Origin of the sequence: Escherichia sp. MOD1-EC6021, from assembly GCF_002965245.1 — a bacterium.
Taxonomy (GTDB): domain Bacteria; phylum Pseudomonadota; class Gammaproteobacteria; order Enterobacterales; family Enterobacteriaceae; genus Escherichia; species Escherichia coli_F.
This window is the reverse complement of record NZ_PTRU01000031.1, coordinates 17072-41103: the sequence shown is the minus strand read 5'-3', so window position 1 is coordinate 41103 and position 24032 is coordinate 17072. Positions and strand designations below refer to the sequence as shown.

The window sequence follows — 24032 nt, the reverse complement described above, 5'->3', positions numbered from 1 at the left end:
ATTAATATTTTGACGAATGATAAGGTATTCAAGGCAGGGTTAAGACGTAAGATGCGAAAAGCAGCCATGGACAGAAACTACCTGGCGTCAGTCCTTGCGGGGAGCGGGCTTTCGTAATCTTGCCCTGGGTGTTTATATTAAATTAGCACTCCCCTTAATTATCATAAATACAAAGAGGTGAAAACAGGAGGGGGTATTTTTGTCAAATAACACCAGAGTGAATTAATAACATGCTGTCAGTGATACGCATATTTTATCTAACAAAGCTTTAGTAAAATTCCGCGGAGTAAGAAGATTCCGCCAAAGATTCCATATAATATTAAGGTTGTTATGAATAAAGGTAATAGATTACAACAGTTAGAAGATATGTGTCGTGATATTATTAAAATTAATATGTGGTATGAACTCCCCGAGTATGTATTTTTTTTAATATCTGACATCATCGATGGGACGAGTGATGAATTTGCAATAAATGTGTATAAAAATATCGACAGAAGTCTTCTTGAAATATTATTGCATCCATCTGTTTTACTGTCAGTTGTTGAGTCCTTGCAAAGTAATACTATAGCTGAGTATATCGTGAAATTGTGTGGAATTGAGATAGATTATGACGACTTACTAATATCGGATGTTAAATCATGTCTTTTTATCAACTATGGATTCAATAACAGTGAATCGGTTGCGCTATTTAATAAGATTTACCGCGAATTAAAAGATATTGTAAAATCATCAAGAGTACATATAGATCATGAGAAAGATATTTTTGATGGCCTTAATCAAATCTTGGCTTTTTCCGATAATAATAAACATGAGTATTTTTTATATATAAAGGCATATTGGCTCAGTTTATACTTTTGTGAAATTTCACAGAACGTGAGAGAAAGAGATAAGTTGTCATTTTATTATAATGAATTTTCTGTCCGATTTCCTAATGTTGTCCTATATCCGTCATGCTACAAATTGTAAGGCTTGGCACCTGAAATTCATTGTTAATTCGAGACGCTTGATTGTCCACTATATCAAAACAGTCATACCTCGGAATTTTCTCACATTAGTCCATACGGTATTCAATTTTCGCAACTGTGCCCTGAAATAAAAAACTGCAAAACTGCTTTTTCTTGACCTGTCCCAATCACGCAAGACTACTTTTAGTAGAGATCTCTAGCCATATCGATTTTAGTGCCGCCCGCGCATTTTATACAAAACAGGGCTTTATCAATGAGGCGATAATACGCAATTACTATGATGTTGGTGAGGATAAATTAATCTTCACTAAAAATATGCAATCGTGAGATAAAATATGTTTTTAACTCATATGGAAAATTGCTTAAGCAACTTGGTTGCTGCATATGATTCTTTATCCCGCGGTGACTCGCTTGCCGCTGGTAACAAACGTGCCAGCACCTAAATGATGTAGTGTATTGAGTTTGTCATCATCAAACTGCCAGCGGCCTTCGACAAATACTCGTGCGTCTGCCGCTGCCGATACCACTTCGCCAAATAGCGTATCGTATTTTTCTTGCGCAGAAGTCGCTGGTAGCAATCGACACTCCATCCATGCCAGACATTTCTCTTCAACCAGCGGCAATCCAAGCACCGGACCTTTCACAACCGGAATGCCATAGCAATTAAATTTATCTTCTTCACGACCCGAGACACTTCCCACCGCCCACGTCCAGTTAGTCGCTGCAACACCTGGGACTACAATGCCAAATTTACCGTTACGCTCAATCAACTCCCTGGTCCATGTCGATTTATCTACCACAATCGCTATGCGTGGCGGTTCAAACTCCACCGGCATCGACCAGGCCGCAGCCATCACATTACGTCGCTGTGATTTTTCATCAAAAGTTGTTATCAAAACTGTGGGGCCGTGGTTTAACAGACGGCTGGCATGGTGTAATTCGACGGGGATGAATCGGCTCACGGTATCGCCTCGCTAAGAAGGTTGTTTTAAAAGCGTAGCTCGTAACGCAATAAGTAACGAAATTAACGGGATTGGCGATTTGCGAACGTGATGCATGTCCGCGATCGCACAAAATAGCCGGTGCGGCGTCTATTCCAGGTTATAAATTGAGAAAACCACAAACGGAAACGCCTGATGACGCCCATTCTGAATCATTATTTTGCCCGCATTAACTGGTCGGGAGCGGCTGCGGTCAATATCGATACGCTTCGTGCATTACACCTGAAACACAATTGCACCATTCCATTTGAAAATCTCGATGTTCTGCTGCCGAGGGAAATGCAGCTTGATGATCAATCGCTGGAAGAGAAATTGGTGCTCGCCCGGCGTGGTGGTTACTGCTTTGAGCAGAATGGCGTGTTTGAGCGGGTGTTACGCGAGCTGGGTTTTCAGGTACGCAGTCTGTTAGGGCGCGTAGTGTTATCTAATCCGCCAGCATTACCGCCGCGCACCCATCGTTTGTTGTTGGTGGAACTGGAAGGGGAAAAATGGATTGCTGATGTCGGTTTCGGTGGACAGACGCTAACCGCGCCGATTCGTTTAGTTCCCGATCTCGTGCAGATCACGCCACACGGAGAGTATCGGTTGTTACAGGAGGGTGATGATTGGGTGTTGCAGTTTAATCATCATCAGCACTGGCAGTCGATGTACCGTTTTGATCTCTGCGAGCAGCAACAAAGCGATTATGTAATGGGCAATTTCTGGTCTGCGCACTGGCCGCAATCGCATTTTCGCCATCATTTGCTGATGTGCCGCCATTTGCCGGACGGTGGCAAACTGACACTGACCAATTTTCATTTTACCCATTATGAAAATGGGCACGCGGTGGAGCAGCGAAATCTAGCGGATGTGGCGTCGTTATATGCCGTGATGCAGGAGCAGTTTGGTCTGGGCGTAGGTGACGCAAAGCATGGCTTTACCGTGGATGAACTGGCGTTGGTGATGGCGGCGTTTGATACGCATCCGGAGGCGGGGAAATAGTTTGTGCCAGGGGCCGGATGCGGCGTAAACGCCTACAACCGGCCCACATTAGCCCGGTTGTAGGCCTGATAAGCGAAGCGCATCAGGCAACGGTATCAAAAATCAATGGCCCATTCAGCATGGAAAAGAATCACCGCCGTGCCGGAAATGGTAACTTTCTCCGGTTGGTTATCTCGAATTGTCACCGTCACATCAATCACGCCGTCACGCCCCAGTGCGCGCCCCTGATGGCCTTTAACACGCAACACGCTGCCATCGTGGGGTAGTAAGTTGTGATGTACCAACCATGCGCCCATCGGGCCATTGGCATTCCCGGTCACCGGATCTTCCACAATACCAATCGCAGGTGAGAACATACGACCATCGGTTTCATTTTTGCCAGGGCGGATCTGGAACGGGAAAAAACCATTGCAGCCAATCTGCATGCTGATTGCGGTCAGCGCAGCAAGGTCAGGCGAAAGGGCGTCGATATCCACTTCCGGTTTCAGTGGAATCATCACTTTTGAGTGTCCTGTGGTTGCCACCTGGATCGGCAAACCCGGCAGAATATTGTCTTCGGTAAGATGCAATGCGTTGATAATCGCCGCACGTGTTTCACCTTCCAGCGGTGGCTCAAAGCCCGGCGTACCTTGTTCCAGCGAAATACGATAATCATCGTTGTGCTTTTCGATAGTCACGCGATGTTTTCCTGCCAGCGACGTTTGCCAGACCGTGCAATTTCCCAAACCTAATACCTTTGAACGCACATAGTGCGCAGCCACCGTTGCGTGACCGCAAATTGGCACTTCAACCGTTGGCGTAAAGTATCGAACGTGTACATCGCTGTCGTCGCAGTGCAGCAGAAAAGCAGTTTCCGAATGACCTAATTCGCGGGCGATAAGCTGCATTTGCGCTTCGCTAAGTTTATCGGCGGGAAAAACAACACCGGCAGAATTGCCGCGAAACGGTTGAGCGGTAAAAGCATCGACGTGATAAACCTGCGGTTTCATTAACGTTCTCCTGTGGCTGGAGAACTATCATAGCCTGCAAGTGGCCGGAGAGCGAAGGACTATCCGGCCAGGGGGAGAATTATCGCCGCGAGCGCACAATCTGGTACCGACGAGTAAAGTACTCAAAAGGCGCGCTCCACACATGCACCAGTCGGGTGAACGGAAAGAGCAGGAAGATGGTCATTCCCAATACCAGATGCAGGCGGAAAACGAACGCTACGCCGTTAAGCATTTCTGACGATCCTCCACGGAAAGTGACGATACTTTGCGCCCAACCCACCAGTTTCATCATTTCGCTACCATCAGGATACTGTGCTGAAAACGGTATGGTACTTAGCCCCAACAAACATTGGATCAGCAATATGCTCATGATGATGATATCCGGCGTGGTGGAAGTAGCACGCACACGCTGATTTGTCAGCCTGCGCCACAGCAGTCCTGCACCACCAATCAACGTCAACACGCCGCAAATACCGCCGAGCACCATCGCCATTAGTTGTTTCGCTGCCACTGGCAAAAACCACGCGTACATCCAGTGCGGCGTTAACATGCCGAACAGGTGCCCGAAGAAGATCCCCAAAATGCCGATATGGAACAGATTCGACCATATCACCATCCCGCGTTTATCGAGCATCTGGCTCGAGGAGGCGCGCCAGGTGTACTGCCCGTAGTCATAGCGCAGCCAGCTGCCAAGGAAAAACACCGTCGCACAAATGTATGGGTAGATATCGTAAAAAAAGACGTTCAGATACTGAATCATTTCCCACCTCCCGCACTGATGTCGACGTACTGCGGCGCGACATCCTGGCTAAAGCGTCGCTGATATTGATTAAGCGGCGAGCTGTCACACGCCGTGGCGTTATCTTCAATAAACTTCACCTGTTCTTCTTCCCACACCGCATCCAGCGCCTGGCGGGTGTCGTCACGCTCTTCACTACGAATTTGTTTTGTGACACTGTCACTTGACAGGGGACTTCCTGCCAGTTGCAAAAGGGCGTCAAATAACGCGTACCACGGTGTCTCGCGTTGTTTTAAGCGTCCGCCAAGCAGGGCGAGGATCGGCGCAACGTTGAGCAAGCCTTCTTTTGCCTGATCGTCCGGCAGCACACTTAAGTACTCCAGGTACAGCGGCAGATAATCGGGCAGTTCCCGACAATCCAGTTGCAGACCGACCTTTTCATACTCCGCCAGCAGGTCCACCATTGCCTGGCCTCGATCGCGGGATTCGGCATGAACATGTTCGAACAGCAGCAGCGACGTGGTGCGCCCGCGGTCGAACACTTCACACCATTCGGCCTGTTTATCCAGCAGCGGCGCGTTGAGCAGGTCGAGTGCAAAATCGGTGAGCATCGACGCGTCGCGGCGGATTAATGCCAGCGCGTCGTCCTTACACTCCCACAACAGCTCGTCCGGGTACTCCATCAACAGGCCGATCACTTTGAGGATCTGCATTATTCTCCCTCCGCTTTATCGCGCACTTCGGTAATGTTGATGGCATCGATACGGCTACTGTTGAACAGGTTGAATTTGCTGTCTGAGCCGTGGCAACCGTCGCCAAAGCTGAAGCCGCAGCCGTTGCGTTCTGCGAAGGCATCACCCGCCATTTCCCGATGACTGGTTGGAATGACAAAACGGTCTTCATAGTTGGCAATGGCGAGGTAGCGATACATCTCTTCGACCTGGGCGACGCTCAGGCCTACTTCGTCAATGGCGCGGGTATCGGTAACACCTTCCACGGTTTGTGAACGCATATAGTGGCGCATCGCCATCATCCGTTTCAGCGCCCGCAGTACCGGACCGGTATCACCGGCACTCAACATATTGGCGAGATATTGCACCGGAATACGCAGGCTTTCGATGGCGGGCAGCACGCCTTCGCTTTTCGGCAAGCCGCCCGCATCTGCATAGGACTGAATCGGTGACAGCGGAGGAACGTACCAGACCATCGGCAGGGTGCGGTATTCAGGGTGCAGCGGTAACGCCAGTTTCCAGTCCATCGCCATTTTGTAGACTGGTGAACGCTGGGCAGCTTCAATCACGTTTTGTGGAATACCTTGTTTCAGGGCTTCTTCGATCACTGAGGGATCGTGCGGATCGAGGAACACTTCGCACTGGCGTTCATAGAGGTCAACTTCGCGCTCGGTGCTCGCCGCTTCCTCGATGCGGTCGGCGTCGTAAAGCAGCACGCCCAGATACCGGATGCGACCCACGCAGGTTTCTGAGCACACGGTGGGTTGGCCTGACTCAATTCGTGGGTAACAGAAGATGCATTTTTCTGACTTGCCGCTTTTCCAGTTGAAGTAGATTTTTTTGTACGGACAACCGCTTATGCACAAACGCCAGCCACGGCATTTATCCTGATCGATCAGCACAATGCCGTCTTCTTCGCGTTTGTAGATAGCGCCGCTTGGGCAGGTCGCCACGCAACTGGGATTGAGGCAGTGTTCGCACAGGCGCGGCAGGTACATCATGAAGGTGTTTTCAAACTGTCCGTACATCTCCTTTTGCATGGCCTCGAAGTTGCGGTCACGGGCGCGTTTTTCGAATTCGCCGCCCAACAATTCTTCCCAGTTTGGCCCCCAGATCACTTTGTCCATCCGTTTGCCGTCAATCAGTGAACGCGGGCGAGCAGTAGGGATATGTTTGCCTTCCGGTGCGCTATGCAAATGTTCGTAGTCGAAGGTGAAAGGTTCGTAGTAATCATCAATCTGCGGCACCACCGGGTTGGCGAAGATTTTGGTTATTACGCCCATTTTGCTGCCCAGACGCGGGCGGATCTTACCGTTGACATCACGCACCCAGCCGCCTTGCCACTCTTCCTGATCTTCCCAGTTTTTCGGATAACCAATGCCCGGTTTGGTTTCGACGTTGTTAAACCATGCGTACTCCATGCCTTCGCGTCCGGTCCAGACGTTTTTACAGGTCACCGAACAGGTATGGCAGCCGATACATTTATCGAGGTTAAGCACCATGCCGACTTGCGAACGTATTTTCATTTTTTCGCCTCCTGTACCTGATCGCGACCTTCATCATCGAGCCAGTTAACGTTTTTCATCTTGCGGATCATGATGAATTCGTCGCGGTTCGAGCCGACGGTGCCGTAGTAGTTAAAGCCCCAGGCCAGCTGCGCGTAACCGCCAATCATATGCGTTGGTTTCGGACAAACGCGGGTGACCGAGTTATGAATGCCGCCGCGCATGCCGGTTACTTCCGAACCAGGAATATTCATAATGCGTTCCTGAGCGTGATACATCATGGTCATACCCGGCGGTACACGTTGGCTGACCACCGCGCGGGCAGTCAGCGCGCCGTTGGCGTTAAACACTTCCACCCAGTCGTTATCGACAATGGTCAATTCACGGGCATCGGTTTCGCTGATCCAGACAATCGGTCCACCGCGAGAGAGCGTTAGCATTAGCAGGTTTTCACTGTAGGTTGAGTGAATGCCCCATTTCTGATGCGGCGTCAGGAAGTTAAGTGCTCTTTCCGGGAAGCCGTTTGGCGGTATCTGGCGCATTTCACTGACGCTACGGGTGTCGATAGGCGGGCGATAAGCCACCAGACTTTCACCAAAGGCACGCATCCACGGATGATCCTGATAAAGCTGCTGGCGTCCCGACAGCGTGCGCCACGGAATTAACTCATGAACGTTGGTGTATCCCGCGTTATAGGAGACGTGATCGCTTTCCAGACCAGACCATGTGGGGCTGGAGATAATTTTACGTGGCTGCGCCTGAATATCGCGAAAGCGAATCTTTTCGTCCTCTTTGTGCAGCGCCAGATGGGTATGTTCGCGTCCGGTGATCTCGCCCAGCGCCTGCCACGCTTTGACTGCAACATGACCGTTGGTTTCCGGTGCCAGCGCCAGAATCACTTCTGATGCGTCAATGGCGGTGTCAATCAGCGGTCGCCCCTGTGCCGGGCCATCACGCTTGGTGTAATTGAGTTTGCCGAGGAAATCGATTTCATCCTGGGTATTCCACGAAATCCCTTTACCGCCGTTGCCAAGTTTGTCCATCAATGGCCCGAGCGAGGTAAAGCGATCATAGGTAGCAGGGTAGTCGCGTTCCACCGCTACAATATTGGGCGCGGTTTTACCCGGGATCAGATCGCATTCGCCTTTGCGCCAGTCGAGCACTTCACACGGCTGGGAGAGTTCTGCCGGAGAGTCATGCAGTAGGGGTTGTAATACCACGTCGGTTTCTTTGCCAAGATGCCCTACGCACACTTGCGAAAATGCTTTGGCAATACCTTTGTAGATTTCCCAGTCGCTGCGTGATTCCCACGCCGGATCGACCGCCGCAGAAAGCGGATGAATAAACGGATGCATATCTGAGGTATTCATATCGTCTTTTTCGTACCAGGTGGCGGTGGGCAGAACGATATCGGAGAACAGGCAGGTACTGGACATACGGAAGTCGAGCGTCACCAGCAGGTCGAGCTTGCCTTCAATCGCCGCAGTTTGCCACTCGACTTCTTCTGGTTTGATCCCGTCGCTGGCACCGAGTTCCTCACCCTGAATCCCGCTTTCCGTACCCAGCAAATACTTCTGCATATACTCGTGACCTTTGCCGGAGGAGCCAAGCAGGTTAGAGCGCCAGACAAACAAGTTACGCGGATGATTGCTACCGCTATCTGGCTGTTCGCAGGCCATACGTAAATCGCCCGATTTCAGAGCCTGGGCGGTAAATTCTGTGGGGGATAATCCGGCCTTGTCGGCTTCAGCTTTAATCCCGAGCGGGTTACGCCCCAGCTGCGGCGCAGAAGGTAGCCAGCCCATACGTTCGGCGCGAACGTTGAAATCAATCAGATGACCGCTGTACTTACTGGCATCGGCGAGCGGTGAAAGTAACTCCTGAGCAGAGACTTTTTCATAGCGCCATTGGCTGGAATGATTGTAGAAAAACGAGGTGCAGTTCATCTGGCGCGGTGGTCGGTTCCAGTCGAGCGCAAAGGCCAGCGGCAACCAGCCGGTTTGCGGGCGCAGTTTTTCCTGACCGACATAGTGTGCCCAGCCGCCACCGCTTTGCCCGACACAACCGCAGAAGATTAGCATGTTGATCATCCCACGGTAGTTCATGTCCATGTGATACCAATGGTTGACGCCAGCACCGAGGATAATCATCGAGCGCCCATGCGTTTTATGGGCGGTATCGGCAAATTCACGGGCGATGGTTTCAATATACTGGCGCGGTACGCCGGTAATTTGCTCGCCCCAGGCAGGGGTGTAAGGTTTAATTTCAGCGTAATCTTTCGCGCTGTTTTCATCTTCCAGCCCGCGATCGAGGCCATAATTCGCCAGTACCAAATCATAAACGCTGACGACCGGACAGGTGTTGCCATCGGCTAATGTCAGGTTTTTAACGGGCAATTGGCGCACCAGGACCGGATTGTGTTTTACGCTTCGAAAATGCGGATTTTCAATGCCGCCAAAGTAGGGGAAGGCCACGCCTGCAACGGCATCATGTTGACCGAGCAGAGTTAACGACAATTCGGTTTCCGTACCGGCGGCAATGGATTCCAGATTCCATTTGCCTTTTTCTCCCCAGCGAAAACCAATCGAACCGTTCGGCACCACCAGTTCACCTGCTGTATTAACTGCTACGGTTTTCCACTGCGGATTGTTGCTTTCGCCCAACCCATCCACCAGGTCAGATGCACGGATCATCCGTCCGGGAACGTAGCTGCCATCGTCGCGCGGTTCAAGCATTACCAGCATCGGCATGTCGCTATAGCGGCGGCAGTAATTGATAAAGTAGTCGCTGGGATTATCGAGATGGAACTCTTTTAAAATCACATGGCCCATTGCCATTGCCAGGGCGCTATCAGTGCCTTGTTTCGGTGCCAGCCACTGGTCGCACAATTTGGCTACTTCAGAGTAGTCCGGGGTAATGGCGATAGTTTTGGTACCTTTGTAACGTACTTCGGTAAAGAAGTGGGCGTCTGGTGTGCGCGTTTGCGGTACGTTAGAACCCCAGGCGATGATATAGCTGGAGTTATACCAGTCGGCAGATTCTGGCACGTCGGTTTGCTCGCCCCAGGTCATCGGCGAGGCAGGCGGCAGGTCGCAATACCAGTCATAGAAACTTAAACAGGTGCCACCTAACAGCGACAGATAACGTGTTCCGGCGGCGTAAGAAACCATCGACATCGCCGGAATCGGCGAGAAACCGGCAACGCGATCAGGACCGTAAGTTTTGATGGTCCAGACGTTAGCGGCGGCAATCAACTGGTTTAGCTCCTGCCAGTTGGAGCGGATAAAGCCGCCACGCCCACGCACTTGTTTGTAGCTCAGGCACTTTTGCGGATCGTTCATAATCGATGCCCACGCCAGTACCGGATCGCTGTGTTGCTTGAGGGCTTCGCGCCACAGTTCAATCAGTCGTTTACGAATGAGCGGGTATTTCAGGCGGTTAGCGCTGTAAAGATACCAGGAGTAACTTGCGCCACGCGGGCAGCCGCGAGGTTCATGATTGGGCAGGTCAGGGCGAGTGCGCGGGTAGTCGGTCTGTTGGATTTCCCAGGTCACCAGACCATTTTTAACGTAGATTTTCCAGCTACAGGAGCCTGTACAGTTAACGCCGTGGGTGGAACGCACGATTTTGTCGAACTGCCAACGCTGGCGATAGCTGTCCTCCCAGTCGCGGTTGCTATGCATCACCTGTCCGTGACCATCGGCAAAGGTTTCGCCCTTTTGTTTGAAGTAGCGAAAGCGATCCAAAAGTTTACTCATGACATAACTCCTGCTCCAGGAATGAATTGGGATCTGATGCCTTGTCGGATGCGACACGGTTGTAGCCTGATAAGACGTGTCAGGCATCGATTTCTTATTTTTGGCTGAACTTCCGCCGACCATAAACCAGCCAGGTCAGCAGCACACAAACGATGTAGAAGATTAAAAACACTTTCATCGCGCCTACCGGCGAGCCGGTCATATTGAGCGACATGCCAAACGCCTGCGGAATGAAAAAGCCGCCCACTGCGCCAATGGCTGAGATAAAGCCCAGAGCCGCCGCCGTTTCGGTGACGGCTTCTCTCTGAGCTTGCTCATCACTACCGCCTTTCATCTTCACCCGATAAATGGTTATCTGGCGAAAGATGACGGCGATCATCTGGAAAGTAGAACCACTTCCCAGACCTGCGGTCAGAAACAACCCCATAAAGACGGCGTAAAATGCGATGAAATTACCGGAGCCTGTGCCCGGTAAGGTAAGGAACAGCAGGGCGCTGAAAATCGCCATAAAAATGAAGTTGATCAACGTCACCCGCACGCCGCCGAATTTATCGGAAATAGCACCACCAACCGACCGCGCGATGGCACCAATAAATGGGCCAAAGAACGCCAGGCGCAGAATATTCACATCAGGGAACTGAGTTTTCGCCAGCATGGCAAAACCCGCAGAAAAACCGATAAACGAACCGAAGGTGGCGAGATAGAGAAGACTGAGCAGCCAGAGATGCAGACGTTGTAATACAGGCAATTGATCGGCGATTGACGCGCGTGAACTGGCGATATCATTCATCCCTAACCAGGCGGCAATAGTGGCAATCGCCAGTAATGGCACCCAAATCCATGCGGCATTCGCCAGCGACATCACCGAACCGTCGGCCTGCGGTACGCCATTGACGCCGAGAAAGGCAAATACGGGTACAAAAATGACCAGCGGTGCAACCAGCTGCATCACACTTACACCTAAGTTTCCTAATCCGCCATTAATCCCAAGTGCGCTCCCTTGTTTGGCTTTTGGGAAGAAGAAACTGATATTGCCCATGCTCGAAGCAAAGTTCGCACCTGCAAAACCGCATAGCAAAGCGATAACGATAAATATCCCAAAAGGAGTATTCGGATTCTGCACGGCAATTCCGAGCCAGACGCAAGGAATAATCAGGATTGCAGTACTAAAAACCGTCCATCGGCGTCCACCAAATATAGGCACCATAAAGGAGTAGGGGACACGCAATAATGCGCCAGAAACGGAGGGTAATGCGGTTAATAAAAAGAGTTGATCGGTAGTGAAATTAAAACCGATTTTATTGAGATTAACAGTAACTGCGCTAAATAGCATCCAGACACAGAAGGCAAGAAGTAGACAACTGACTGATATCCAGAGGTTTCTTCGTGCAATATGCTTTCCTTTATTTTCCCAGAAGGCCGGGTTTTCTGGTTTCCAGTCGCGCAAAAGATAACGACTATTTTTCTCATTTTGCAGTGCCATATTGTTCCTCACATGTACACATTGGTAATGAAAAAAAGACAAAACAGGAGGTAAGGCGCAATAGCCAGTTATTAGAATTAAGGATGAATTAGGTGAAGTGCTGATTCAAAGAATAGATAAGAAAGTGTAACCGCGGGGGCAGAATGGGGATTAAGCAGACAGATATGTGTTACTAAATGTAACTAACAGGCTAACCTTCAAACGGGGGTTAATCTTTGAACGTATGCCATGTTTCAACCCTTCAGATCGTGAATCTAAAGGGTTGCATATTAACTATATTCTTAATAAGACCAGACACTTATAGAATTAGTGATGATTTATTCACTAAAAAGGCCATGAGCTGGAGGAAAACGATCTGTCCAGAAAGTCTATCGGTTCCTCTCTTATCGCCTCATTGTAATAATCGTTATTACAGTAAGTATTGTTTATTTCATCTAAGGTCATATTTTTAATTTTTATATTCATCTGATTTACAACTTCTTCTGTTTTATAAGTGTGTATATTATATGGGGTGTATGCTTCTTTAAAAGTATAGTGAAACAATTCGTTATCCACATCTACTCCGTCAGAGTGAACTTCAAATGCACCAGGCGAAAGAATTGCCAGGCCAGTATTAAGCTTAAGTGCTGGGGAAAACAAATTAAATAACATGAGCTGCATAGTAGGGCAATTGTTCTTCCCAGAAACATTTAAAAAATTTAAGTTTTTGCTCTGTTTTATTATGGGGAATAAAGTTCCAATATCGGATGTATTCTTAGTGTCAATGCGGGTTATTTTATTATTGTCCAGCCTTAAACTTTTGATAGATGAAAGATAAGTCAGGAAATGAAGGTTTATTTTTTTCAACTGATTGTTCGCAGCGTTTAATGTCTGTACATTGCAGAAGTTGCTAAAGAATATTTTAATTTCAGAAAGCAAGTTGTTGTTGATAAGTAACGTATTCAAGTTGGGAAATAAGGCATTATGTAAACTTGTTAGTTTATTATGGGATAGATCCAGAAGTAAGAGTTCATCTTTATTTCCTGCAGCAATATCAGTTAATTGATTGTGGCTGAGATTCAGGTACTGCAGCCTTTCGCAACATTCTAATTGCACAAACTCTAGTTGATTATGTGCCGCACTAAAATAAGTAACTGATGAAAGCCCATCTATATCAATATTTCTGAGAGCATTATTATTCACAGATATATGTTTAATGCTTACATTTCTGCCTTGAGGAAAATTTATAGACTCAAGAGCATTACTATTCAGACTAAGGTTGATGAGTTTATCGTAGTTGGTTGCATCAAAATGTTTGAGTTGGTTCTCATCAAGATTGATAGAGGTGAAGTTTTGCAGCCCTGGTGGTTGAGTAGTTAAATTAAGTCCAGATAAATCAATGTCATTCTGCTTCGACAAAAAAGCACGGTTTATCCTTTCTGCCGCTTCTTTTCGGCATTCTTGACGATGAAGTTCACCTGTGACTATGCATTTTTCTTTCCATTTATTCAATTCATGCATCCAGCTATATAAATTCTGTTCGGGGAGTCGCTGTAGGGACTGCTTTGTTTTAAAAAAGATTAAAGGAAACTTCATAACTACTCCATGGCAATAATATATTTTTTGATTTATTATCCTTGATTAATCAGGATGTTTTTTATAACTCTGTGGTAAAGGATTGGCTTAACCAATTATGAAATGTTGGTCCATAACCTAAGGAAGTTTTATTCTCATCATAAATGTAATAACAGATAGGGGTGCCTGTTGCGTCCTTGAGTTCTGAGGATGAGGATGAGGATAGGGGAGTGTCGTTATCAAACCGACACGCGCGATACATAGGCAGAATAGCTTTTAATTCTTCTTCAGAAAGTGTTGTTTCTTGTTCTGTTAAAGTTAAATTGCTGAAATAAGGTTTTGAACGGTAACGAATCGACATTGAATCATTGTTTTCTTTATTATCACCTTCAGTATTTTTGCTTACTTCTACAAGATGCTTATTACTAGTATCGATATTTTTAATTGCTAGATCATAAGATATCTTAATGGTCACTTCATCAATATTATCAACTAAATCCATTATTGCATTCCAGTACTGCATTTGTGCAATAGGATCATTGTTAATACCGTTAACTGATAAATACCAAAGATGTTTTGATGATATTAACTCATTAATGTTATCTGTTGGCAATAAATTGTTGTTACTTAAGTCTAAATATTCAAGTATCGCAGTGCTTTTAGCGTTTAAATTTGCAATATGGTTGTCGTTTAAAGCGATTTTTTTCACCATGGGGTGATAGTGTAATTTAAGATCATTGATCATATTGTGACAAGCACTTAACTCAATCAGAGATTCTTGTTGAGAAACATCCAGCGATGTTAGCTGGTTATTATCAAGGTTAAGAAATTTCAGTTTATAACTGTCAGAAATATTAATTTCTTTTAGATTATTATTTTGCGCTTCCAGATTAACCAATGAATGCTGATTTTTTAAATCTAAACTTTCCAGCTTGTTGCAATCGATATAAATATTTTCCAGTTTTGATTCATTTGGAAAGGTTATCGTTTCAATATTATTCAAGGTGAGGTTGATATTGATAAGACTAGCATTGTCGGTAAAGTCAAGGAAAGTTAGACAATTCCCCTCCAAATTCAATGTTTTAACTGTAGGGGGGATAGGCGGTAACTCACTCAAATCAAGATATGACAAATTAAGAGATTCCATGTTTGAGTTGTAAGCTTCATTAATTCGCTCTAGAATAGTTCTTTTTTCTACGCCATTATTAAGCGATTTCTCACCCCATTGTGCCAGTTGTTCAAAAAAATTGCTGGCGATGGTTTCTCTGTTAGGTAATGCGTTATTCACTTGATAACTGGCATTATTTTTTACACAAGCTGTATTAATATTGGTCATAATCACTCATCAATAAATATTATACTAAGATGTCCCCGGAGGGTATGGAAGAATATTAATTGAGGTGAATGACCAGAAATATCAAAAATTGCTCATTTTTACTTAAGGAGTCATACAGCAGCACTTAAATCAAAAACCAGCCCAGAGAAGGGCTGGTCAGGAGAGGATGTTAGAACTGATAGGTAATGCCCGTTGCGACGATGTTATCGGTGCGAATATCTACGGCACGGGTAAAGTCGCTTTCATCGATCAGGTTGATTTTATAATCAACATAGGTCGACATATTTTTGTTGAAGAAATACGTTGCACCAACGTCGATATACTCAATCATGTCCTGATCGCCGTAACGCCCCAGATCTCTGCCTTTTGATTTCAGGTAAGCGAGTGATGGGCGCAAGCCGAAGTCGAATTGATATTGGGCCACCACTTCGAAACTTTGTGCTTTGTTAGAGATATAACCATCACCATAGGTGGTCATGTTTAATGTTTCAGCGTAATTAGCTGCAAAGTAAATGTTGTTGGCATCATATTTTATACCTGTTGCCCACAGTTCTGCATTCTTACCGGAGGCATTGAGAGGATTAGCCGCTGCTCTTTCCTGCGCATTTGTCCGATCAGATTTGGTATACACAGCACCGATCCCAAAACCATCATAAACATAAGTTGAGGAGATACCAAAACCGTCACCATTGGCACGCGTATAGTCAGCACCATAAAGATGAGCGTTGTCAGTGCGTTCATTTTTGCCTTGATATTGTGCGGCAAAGTTCAGCCCTTCAATTAAGCCAAAGAAATCGTAGTTGCGATAGGTTGCCACACCAGTGGTACGATATGTCATGAAGACATCTTTCTGGCTCCAGGTATCGCCACCAAATTCTGGCAACATATCGGTCCATGAACCAATGTCATAACCGACACCGTAGTTACGACCATAGTCCAGAGAGCCAAATTCACTAATTTTTAAACCTGCATAGGCAAGGCGGGTTTTGTTGCCGCGCGAGCCGTTGGCTTCATCGTTATAGCCTTTAAAATCATATTCCCAGTGACCAAAACCAATCATTTGATCATTGATTTGCGTTTCTCCTTTAAAACCGAGACGGGCATAAGTTTTATCACCATCGTCACGCTTATCATCAGTAAAATAACGTAGAGCGGTAACCTTGCCATAAAGGTCGAGTTTATTACCATCCTTGTTATATACTTCGGCAGCATGTGCTACGTTCGCAGCTAACAAACCAGTTACAACCACCGCAACTATTTTTAATTTCATTTAACAGTATCCTTTTAATTATCGTTAAACCTATTTTCTAAACGAATTTTAAACGGCGTCATTTACAAATGACATACTGTTTTTAAAATAGAATGGTGATTAAAAACAATGAGAATACTAGATGAAATAATATTATTTGTCGATATGTGATCGAAGTCGAAATGAGATATAAGGTGAATTACTGGTATTTGAAATTTATTTTTTATTATTGTCGTAATTTAGCGGGTTAACTGCCGGGTGCTATGACCCGACAATAATTTTATCCACGACGTGTCGCCAGCCAGCAGAGCAGGGAACCGCCGCAGACCATCAGTGCGCCTTGCCAGAATGAGAACGATAGCGGAGCACTAAGCAGTACCGCAGCAAGCGCCGACGAAAGTACGGGCGTAAAATACGAACCTACTGCCATAATGGTGACGTTGCCATGTAAAATGCCAACGTTCCACGCAGCGTAAGCAAATCCTAAGGTAAATGCCGCAGAGATGAGTTTAATCATGACGGGTGTGCTAAATACCATTTCTGGTTGTGGCGTGAGAAAATAGTAAACCCACAGACTTGCTCCCGTTAGCAGGACAAAAACGGTTATTCCATTAAATCCGCGTGCGTATTTATTCGTTACTGTACAATAAGCTGCCCAGATAAAAGCGCCAATGAACGCCAGGAAATAACTCAATGGACTGGTGGTAATATTATTGATGATTTCATCATAGTGTAACCCATTGTCACCGCCTAACACCCAGCAGACACCGACCAGGGCTAATAATATTCCAGGTACAATCAGCCAGTTGGTTTTCTGACCATTAAACAGAATGGCAAAGAGAATTGTCAGACTGGGCCATAGATAGTTCACCATACCTACTTCAATCGCCTGATGACGGCTCGCCGCATACCCTAAGGAAAGCGCCAGACAGATTTCATAGCTGACGAATAACAGACTCCCGGCGAGTAAATAGCCTTTCGGGATCTGCCGAATACGCGGAAATCCAACCGTGAAGATTAACAGCAGCCCGCTTAATGAATAGATAGCAGCTGCGCCGCCGACCGGGCCGAGCCCCTCACTGACACCGCGAATCAATCCTACCATTGTGCTCCACAGGACGATCGCTATTAGCCCTATGAGCGTTGCTTTTTGTCGTGTCATGCTCGCTGTTTTGTCTCTCTTGCCGTTAAAAATTAAGCTGAATTTTATAGCATTTTTTTAACTGGCCTGTCAGGCAGTGGTGCGTTTTTCTACCGCTATTGAGGTAGGTCAATTTGCGCAGGCGGATTATTTTGTGGCAAACAGCTGTTCTTTTTGATTTCGCGCAAAAAGATTCAGAATTTTACTGTTAGTTTCCTCGCGCAGTAATACCCCTGAAAAAAGAGGAAAGCAATGGACGTCAGTCGCAGACAATTTTTTAAAATCTGCGCGGGCGGTATGGCTGGAACAACAGTCGCGGCATTGGGTTTTGCCCCGAAGCAAGCACTGGCTCAGGCGCGAAACTACAAATTATTACGCGCGAAAGAGATCCGTAACACTTGTACATACTGTTCCGTAGGTTGCGGGCTATTGATGTATAGCCTGGGTGATGGCGCGAAAAACGCCAGAGAAGCGATTTATCACATTGAAGGTGACCCGGATCATCCGGTAAGCCGTGGTGCGCTGTGCCCGAAAGGGGCCGGATTGCTGGATTACGTGAACAGCGAAAACCGTCTGCGCTATCCGGAATATCGTGCGCCAGGTTCTGACAAATGGCAGCGCATTAGCTGGGAAGAAGCATTCTCCCGTATTGCGAAGCTGATGAAAGCAGACCGTGACGCTAACTTTATTGAAAAGAATGAGCAGGGCGTAACGGTAAACCGTTGGCTTTCTACCGGTATGCTGTGTGCCTCCGGTGCCAGCAACGAAACCGGGATGCTGACTCAAAAATTTGCCCGCTCCCTTGGGATGCTGGCGGTAGACAACCAGGCGCGCGTCTGACACGGACCAACGGTAGCAAGTCTTGCTCCAACATTTGGTCGTGGTGCGATGACCAACCACTGGGTGGATATCAAAAACGCTAACGTCGTAATGGTGATGGGCGGTAACGCTGCTGAAGCGCATCCCGTCGGTTTCCGATGGGCGATGGAAGCGAAAAACAACAACGATGCAACCTTGATCGTTGTCGATCCCCGTTTTACGCGTACCGCTTCTGTGGCGGATATTTACGCACCTATTCGTTCCGGTACGGACATTACGTTCCTGTCTGGCGTTTTGCGCTACCTGATCGAAAACAACAAGATCAACGCCGAATACGTTAAGCATTACACCAACGCCAGCCTGCTGGTGCGTGATGATTTTGCTTTCGAAGACGGTCTGTTCAGCGGCTACGACGCTGAAAAACGGCAATACGATAAATCGTCCTGGAACTATCAGTTCGATGAAAACGGCTATGCGAAACGCGATGAAACACTGACTCATCCGCGCTGTGTGTGGAACTTGCTGAAAGCGCACGTTTCCCGTTACACGCCGGACGTTGTTGAAAACATCTGCGGTACACCAAAAGCCGACTTCCTGAAAGTGTGTGAAGTGCTGGCCTCCACCAGCGCGCCGGATCGCACAACCACCTTCCTGTACGCACTGGGCTGGACCCAACACACCGTGGGTGCGCAGAACATCCGTACTATGGCGATGATCCAGTTGCTGCTCGGTAACATGGGTATGGCCGGTGGCGGCGTGAACGCGTTGCGTGGTCACTCCAACATTCAGGGCCTGACTGACTTAGGCCTGCTCTCTACCAGCCTGCCGGGTTATCTGACGCTGCCGTCAGAAAAACAGGTTGATTTGCAGTCGTATCTGGAAGCGAACACGCCGAAAGCGACGCTGGCTGATCAGGTGAACTACTGGAGCAACTATCCGAAGTTCTTCGTTAGTCTGATGAAATCTTTCTACGGCGATGCTGCGCAGAAAGAGAACAACTGGGGCTACGACTGGCTGCCCAAGTGGGACCAGACCTACGACGTCATCAAGTATTTCAACATGATGGACGAAGGCAAAGTCACTGGTTATTTCTGCCAGGGCTTTAACCCGGTTGCGTCCTTCCCGGACAAAAACAAAGTGGTGAGCTGCCTGAGCAAGCTGAAGTACATGGTGGTTATCGATCCGCTGGTGACTGAAACCTCTACTTTCTGGCAGAACCACGGCGAGTCGAACGATGTCGATCCGGCATCTATTCAGACAGAGGTATTCCGTCTGCCTTCGACCTGCTTTGCTGAAGAAGATGGTTCTATCGCTAACTCCGGTCGCTGGTTGCAGTGGCACTGGAAAGGTCAGGACGCGCCAGGCGAAGCGCGTAACGACGGCGAAATTCTGGCGGGTATCTACCATCATCTGCGCGAGCTGTACCAGGCCGAAGGTGGTAAAGGCGTAGAACCGCTGATGAAGATGAGCTGGAACTACAAGCAGCCGCACGAACCGCAGTCTGACGAAGTGGCGAAAGAGAATAACGGCTATGCGCTGGAAGATCTCTATGACGCCAATGGCGTGCTGATTGCGAAGAAAGGTCAGTTACTGAGTAGCTTTGCGCATCTGCGTGATGACGGTACAACCGCATCGTCTTGCTGGATCTACACCGGTAGCTGGACAGAGCAGGGCAACCAGATGGCCAACCGCGATAACTCCGACCCGTCCGGTCTGGGGAATACGCTGGGATGGGCCTGGGCGTGGCCGCTCAACCGTCGCGTGCTGTACAACCGTGCTTCGGCGGATATTAACGGTAAACCTTGGGATCCGAAACGGATGCTGATCCAGTGGAACGGCAGCAAGTGGACGGGTAACGATATTCCGGACTTCGGCAATGCCGCACCGGGTACGCCAACCGGGCCGTTTATCATGCAGCCGGAAGGGATGGGACGCCTGTTTGCCATCAACAAAATGGCGGAAGGTCCGTTCCCGGAACACTACGAGCCAATTGAAACGCCGCTGGGCACTAACCCGCTGCATCCGAACGTGGTGTCTAACCCGGTGGTTCGTCTGTATGAACAAGACGCGCTGCGGATGGGTAAAAAAGAGCAGTTCCCGTATGTGGGTACGACCTACCGTCTGACCGAGCACTTCCACACCTGGACCAAGCACGCGTTGCTCAACGCAATTGCTCAGCCGGAACAGTTTGTGGAAATCAGCGAAACGCTGGCGGCGGCGAAAGGTATTGCCAATGGCGATCGTGTCACTGTCTCCAGCAAGCGTGGCTTTATCCGCGCGGTGGCTGTGGTAACGCGCCGTCTGAAACCACTGAATGTAAACGGTCAGCAGGTTGAAACGGTGGGTATTCCAATCCACTGGGGCTTTGAGGGTGTCGCGCGTAAAGGTTATATCGCTAACACTCTGACGCCGAATGTCGGTGATGCAAACTCGCAAACGCCGGAATATAAAGCGTTCTTAGTCAACATCGAGAAGGCGTAAGGGGGCGAACAGATGGCTATGGAAACGCAGGACATTATCAAAAGGTCCGCAACTAACTCCATCACGCCGCCTTCTCAGGTGCGTGATTACAAAGCAGAAGTCGCGAAACTTATCGACGTTTCCACCTGTATCGGCTGTAAAGCCTGTCAGGTGGCGTGTTCGGAGTGGAACGATATCCGTGATGAAGTGGGGCACTGCGTCGGGGTTTATGATAACCCCGCCGATCTGAGCGCCAAGTCCTGGACGGTGATGCGCTTTAGCGAAACCGAACAGAACGGCAAGCTGGAGTGGCTGATCCGTAAAGATGGCTGTATGCACTGTGAAGATCCGGGCTGCCTGAAGGCGTGCCCGTCTGCTGGTGCAATCATTCAGTACGCTAACGGGATTGTCGATTTCCAGTCGGAAAACTGCATCGGCTGTGGTTACTGCATTGCCGGGTGTCCGTTTAATATTCCGCGTCTCAACAAAGAGGATAACCGGGTATATAAATGCACACTCTGCGTCGATCGCGTCAGCGTCGGTCAGGAACCGGCTTGTGTGAAAACTTGTCCGACCGGGGCTATCCACTTCGGCACCAAGAAGGAGATGCTGGAGCTGGCGGAACAGCGCGTGGCGAAACTGAAAGCGCGTGGTTACGAACATGCTGGCGTCTACAACCCGGAAGGGGTCGGTGGTACGCACGTCATGTACGTGCTGCATCACGCCGATCAGCCGGAGCTGTATCACGGTCTGCCGAAAGATCCGAAGATCGATACATCGGTAAATCTGTGGAAAGGCGCGTTGAAACCGCTGGCAGCGGCTGGCTTTATCGCCACTTTTGCCGGGTTAATTTTCCACTACATCGGTATTGGCCCGAATAAGGAAGTGGACGATGACGAGGAGGATCATCATGAGTAAGTCGAAAATGATTGTGCGCACCAAGTTTATTGATCGCGCCTGTCACTGGACCGTGGTGATTTGCTTCTTCCTGGTAGCGCTGTCCGGGATTTCGTTCTTCTTCCCGACGCTGCAATGGCTGACACAAACCTTCGGTACGCCGCAGATGGGACGCATTTTGCACCCGTTCTTCGGCATTGCGATTTTCGTCGCGCTGATGTTTATGTTTGTGCGTTTTGTGCATCACAACATCCCGGATAAGAAAGATATTCCGTGGCTGTTGAACATTGTCGAAGTATTAAAAGGCAATGAACACAAAGTGGCGGATGTTGGTAAGTACAACGCCGGGCAAAAGATGATGTTCTGGTCGATCATGAGCATGATTTTCGTGCTGCTGGTTACCGGGGTGATTATCTGGCGTCCGTACTTTGCGCAGTACTTCCCGATGCAGGTTGTCCGTTATAGCCTGTTGATTCACGCGGCTGCGGGTATCATCCTGATCCACGCCATCCTGATCCATATGTATATGGCATTCTGGGTGAAAGGGTCGATTAAAGGGATGATCGAAGGGAAGGTGAGCCGTCGTTGGGCGAAGAAACACCATCCACGCTGGTATCGTGAAATCGAAAAGGCAGAAGCGAAAAAAGAGAGTGAAGAAGGGATATAATCTCTTTTGAACTTTAAGCTGAAAATGGCGCTGTAAAAGGCGCCATTTTTTTATTGCGTAACCAGACGGCGTAGTCGCGACACATCTACCGTTTTTTCTGCCTCTGCCAGACTCCAGGCGTTTTGTAGATTCAGCCACATTTGCGGCGAACTGCCGATCACCACGGAAAGTTTAATCGCCATTTCTGGCGTCAACGCGGCTTTTCCGGTCAGCAATCGGCTTGCCGTTGAGGGCGCAATTTCCATTGCTCTGGCAAACTCGCGCAGGCTGACGTTCAGCTCGTCCAGTGATTCCTGAATAATGTCCCCCGGGCGGGGATGATTGGCCATTTTCATCAGTGATAGTCCTCGTAATCCAGTATGTATGCATCGCCATTGACTCGGTATAACGCCGGAGGTTTTGCCGAGAAGACACAAGTCACGCAATCCCTTGTGTCTGAAATTCATTATCATCTCTTCATCCTTGTTCCTTCGAAAGGAACACTATCACTGTTGTTCCGTGCAGCGCAACAAATTTCGCTACGTTTTCGTGAATTGTGAGAGGAAAGATGGGGGAGGAAAAGAAGAAGAGTGAAATTGCGGAAAGCGTCTCGCAAAACAGGCTGCGACTCAAACATGGCAGTCGCAGCAAAGGCTTCTTAGCGGCGGAAATCAATCACCATACGGCCACGGATTTTGCCTTCTTCCATCTCAGTAAAGATGGTGTTGATGTCCGCTAACGGACGCAGGGCGACTTTCGGCACCACTTTGCCTTCGGCGGCAAACTGGAAGGCTTCGGTGAGATCCTGGCGCGTGCCAACTAGCGAACCGACCACTTCAATACCATCCAGCACAAGGCGTGGGATGTCCAGGCTCATAGACTCTGGCGGCAGACCGACTGCCACAACACGACCGCCAGCACGGACAGCATCAACTGCCGAGTTAAACGCAGCTTTAGCTACCGCTGTCACCACCGCTGCGTGAGCGCCACCGGTTTTCTCCTGCACAATTTTGGCGGCGTCTTCGGTGCGTGAGTTAATCGCTAAATCAGCACCCATTTCGGTTGCCAGTTTCAACTGCTCATCATTGACATCAATGGCGATCACTTTGGCGTTAAAGACATTCTTCGCGTATTGCAGGGCGAGGTTGCCCAGCCCGCCAAGACCGTAGATAGCAATCCACTGTCCTGGACGAATTTTTGACAGTTTTACTGCTTTGTAGGTGGTGACACCCGCGCAGGTAATGCTGCTGGCCGCCGCGGAGTCCAGGCCATCCGGCACTTTAACCGCGTAATCGGCGACCACGATGCACTCTTCCGCCATGCCGCCATCAACGCTGTATCCGGCATTTTTTACTGAACGGCAGAGCGTTTCGTTACCACTGTTACAGTATTCGCAATGACCGCATCCTTCGTAAAACCACGCCACGCTGGCGCGATCGCCTGGTTTTAATGAGGTAACGCCGGGGCCAACTTCTGCCACCACACCGATGCCTTCATGGCCCAGAATCACGCCGGTTTTATCACCAAAATCGCCATTCTTAACATGAAGATCGGTATGACATACGCCACAACACTCCATTTTCAGCAGGGCTTCGCCATGTTTCAGTGAGCGCAGTGTTTTATCCGTAACGTCAACATGATGATCCTTCGTAACAACTGCAGCCTTCATAGTTTCCTCCTTTTCGGATGATGTTCTGCATAGCAGGTGAGGCAAATGAGATTTATTCGCCACTACCCAGTATGGATGAGAACTGAAAAAGGAAGAGGAAAATTGCCCG

18 protein-coding genes and 2 pseudogenes are annotated in these 24032 nt (G+C 48.4%); 6 read left to right on the top strand and 14 right to left on the bottom strand.

Annotated features, from left to right (window positions below):
* Together BEB54_RS23385 and BEB54_RS23380 are read left to right on the top strand one after the other, a co-directional pair.
* Positions 1-117 (top strand): annotated as a pseudogene (locus BEB54_RS23385) (ISAs1 family transposase); the annotation flags it as partial.
* A gap of 213 nt (positions 118-330) precedes the next feature.
* Positions 331-966 (top strand): hypothetical protein, encoded by a 636-nt coding sequence (locus BEB54_RS23380; RefSeq protein WP_032184207.1) that lies wholly within the window; start codon positions 331-333, stop codon positions 964-966.
* Positions 967-1357: 391 nt separating this feature from the next.
* Here the strand turns inward: BEB54_RS23380 and BEB54_RS23370 are convergent, their stop codons facing one another.
* The gene (locus BEB54_RS23370; RefSeq protein WP_032184209.1) at positions 1358-1927 is read right to left on the bottom strand and encodes a flavin reductase family protein; all 570 of its coding nucleotides are present in this window, start codon (positions 1925-1927) and stop codon (positions 1358-1360) included.
* A 174-nt stretch (positions 1928-2101) separates the two neighbouring features.
* Between BEB54_RS23370 and nhoA the strand changes: the two genes are divergently transcribed.
* A complete protein-coding gene (gene nhoA, locus BEB54_RS23365; RefSeq protein ID WP_032184210.1) occupies positions 2102-2947 on the top strand; it encodes an N-hydroxyarylamine O-acetyltransferase in 846 nt (281 codons plus the stop codon).
* A gap of 95 nt (positions 2948-3042) precedes the next feature.
* Here nhoA and BEB54_RS23360 read toward each other — a convergent pair whose 3' ends face one another.
* The 10 genes from BEB54_RS23360 to yddG form a co-directional block, all read right to left on the bottom strand.
* Positions 3043-3936: a PhzF family isomerase gene (locus BEB54_RS23360; protein WP_105277759.1), complete on the bottom strand. Its 894-nt coding sequence runs from the start codon at positions 3934-3936 to the stop codon at positions 3043-3045.
* A 79-nt stretch (positions 3937-4015) separates the two neighbouring features.
* The gene (gene narI, locus BEB54_RS23355; RefSeq protein WP_000617115.1) at positions 4016-4696 is read right to left on the bottom strand and encodes a respiratory nitrate reductase subunit gamma; all 681 of its coding nucleotides are present in this window, start codon (positions 4694-4696) and stop codon (positions 4016-4018) included.
* Positions 4693-5388 carry a nitrate reductase molybdenum cofactor assembly chaperone gene (gene narW, locus BEB54_RS23350; RefSeq protein ID WP_001166338.1) on the bottom strand — a complete coding sequence of 232 codons (696 nt, stop codon included), beginning with the start codon at positions 5386-5388 and terminating at the stop codon, positions 4693-4695. Before narW ends, narI begins: the two co-directional genes overlap by 4 nt.
* A complete protein-coding gene (gene narH, locus BEB54_RS23345; RefSeq protein WP_000702558.1) occupies positions 5388-6932 on the bottom strand; it encodes a nitrate reductase subunit beta in 1545 nt (514 codons plus the stop codon). Before narH ends, narW begins: the two co-directional genes overlap by 1 nt.
* Positions 6929-10669, bottom strand: a complete 3741-nt coding sequence (gene narZ / locus BEB54_RS23340; protein ID WP_105277758.1) for a nitrate reductase Z subunit alpha — start codon at positions 10667-10669, stop codon at positions 6929-6931. The genes narH and narZ overlap by 4 nt, the downstream gene beginning before the upstream one ends.
* Positions 10670-10763: 94 nt before the next feature.
* On the bottom strand, positions 10764-12152 hold the full coding sequence (gene narU / locus BEB54_RS23335; RefSeq protein ID WP_105277757.1) for a nitrate/nitrite transporter NarU: 1389 nt from the start codon (positions 12150-12152) through the stop codon (positions 10764-10766).
* 324 nt (positions 12153-12476) lie between these two features.
* On the bottom strand, positions 12477-13727 hold the full coding sequence (locus BEB54_RS23330) for a leucine-rich repeat domain-containing protein (RefSeq protein WP_032184217.1): 1251 nt from the start codon (positions 13725-13727) through the stop codon (positions 12477-12479).
* Between the two features lie 61 nt (positions 13728-13788).
* Entirely contained in the window at positions 13789-15042 is a 1254-nt protein-coding gene (locus BEB54_RS28705) for a leucine-rich repeat domain-containing protein (RefSeq protein ID WP_123059761.1), read from the bottom strand.
* 169 nt (positions 15043-15211) lie between these two features.
* Positions 15212-16312, bottom strand: coding sequence for a porin OmpC (gene ompC, locus BEB54_RS23315; RefSeq protein WP_000768391.1), 1101 nt, complete (start codon positions 16310-16312; stop codon positions 15212-15214).
* Positions 16313-16571: 259 nt separating this feature from the next.
* Positions 16572-17453 (bottom strand): aromatic amino acid efflux DMT transporter YddG, encoded by an 882-nt coding sequence (gene yddG / locus BEB54_RS23310; protein ID WP_105277755.1) that lies wholly within the window; start codon positions 17451-17453, stop codon positions 16572-16574.
* A gap of 231 nt (positions 17454-17684) precedes the next feature.
* On the opposite strand from yddG, the gene fdnG reads away from it, so the two are divergent.
* The 3 genes from fdnG to fdnI are packed head-to-tail and all read left to right on the top strand — an operon-like array spanning position 17685 to position 22275.
* A complete protein-coding gene (fdnG, locus tag BEB54_RS23305; RefSeq protein WP_015912497.1) occupies positions 17685-20732 on the top strand; it encodes a formate dehydrogenase-N subunit alpha in 3048 nt (1015 codons plus the stop codon).
* Positions 20733-20744: 12 nt separating this feature from the next.
* Positions 20745-21629, top strand: a complete 885-nt coding sequence (gene fdnH / locus BEB54_RS23300; RefSeq protein ID WP_001240580.1) for a formate dehydrogenase N subunit beta — start codon at positions 20745-20747, stop codon at positions 21627-21629.
* Positions 21622-22275, top strand: a complete 654-nt coding sequence (fdnI, locus tag BEB54_RS23295) for a formate dehydrogenase-N subunit gamma (protein ID WP_000045648.1) — start codon at positions 21622-21624, stop codon at positions 22273-22275. The genes fdnH and fdnI overlap by 8 nt, the downstream gene beginning before the upstream one ends.
* A 50-nt stretch (positions 22276-22325) precedes the next feature.
* Here the strand turns inward: fdnI and BEB54_RS23290 are convergent, their stop codons facing one another.
* The 3 genes and pseudogenes from BEB54_RS23290 to adhP form a co-directional block, all read right to left on the bottom strand.
* A complete protein-coding gene (locus BEB54_RS23290) occupies positions 22326-22610 on the bottom strand; it encodes a HigA family addiction module antitoxin (protein WP_000781370.1) in 285 nt (94 codons plus the stop codon).
* A 39-nt stretch (positions 22611-22649) separates the two neighbouring features.
* Positions 22650-22727 (bottom strand): annotated as a pseudogene (locus BEB54_RS30005) (type II toxin-antitoxin system RelE/ParE family toxin); the annotation flags it as partial.
* 185 nt (positions 22728-22912) lie between these two features.
* The gene (gene adhP, locus BEB54_RS23285; RefSeq protein WP_000642407.1) at positions 22913-23923 is read right to left on the bottom strand and encodes an alcohol dehydrogenase AdhP; all 1011 of its coding nucleotides are present in this window, start codon (positions 23921-23923) and stop codon (positions 22913-22915) included.
* Positions 23924-24032 lie beyond the last annotated feature (109 nt).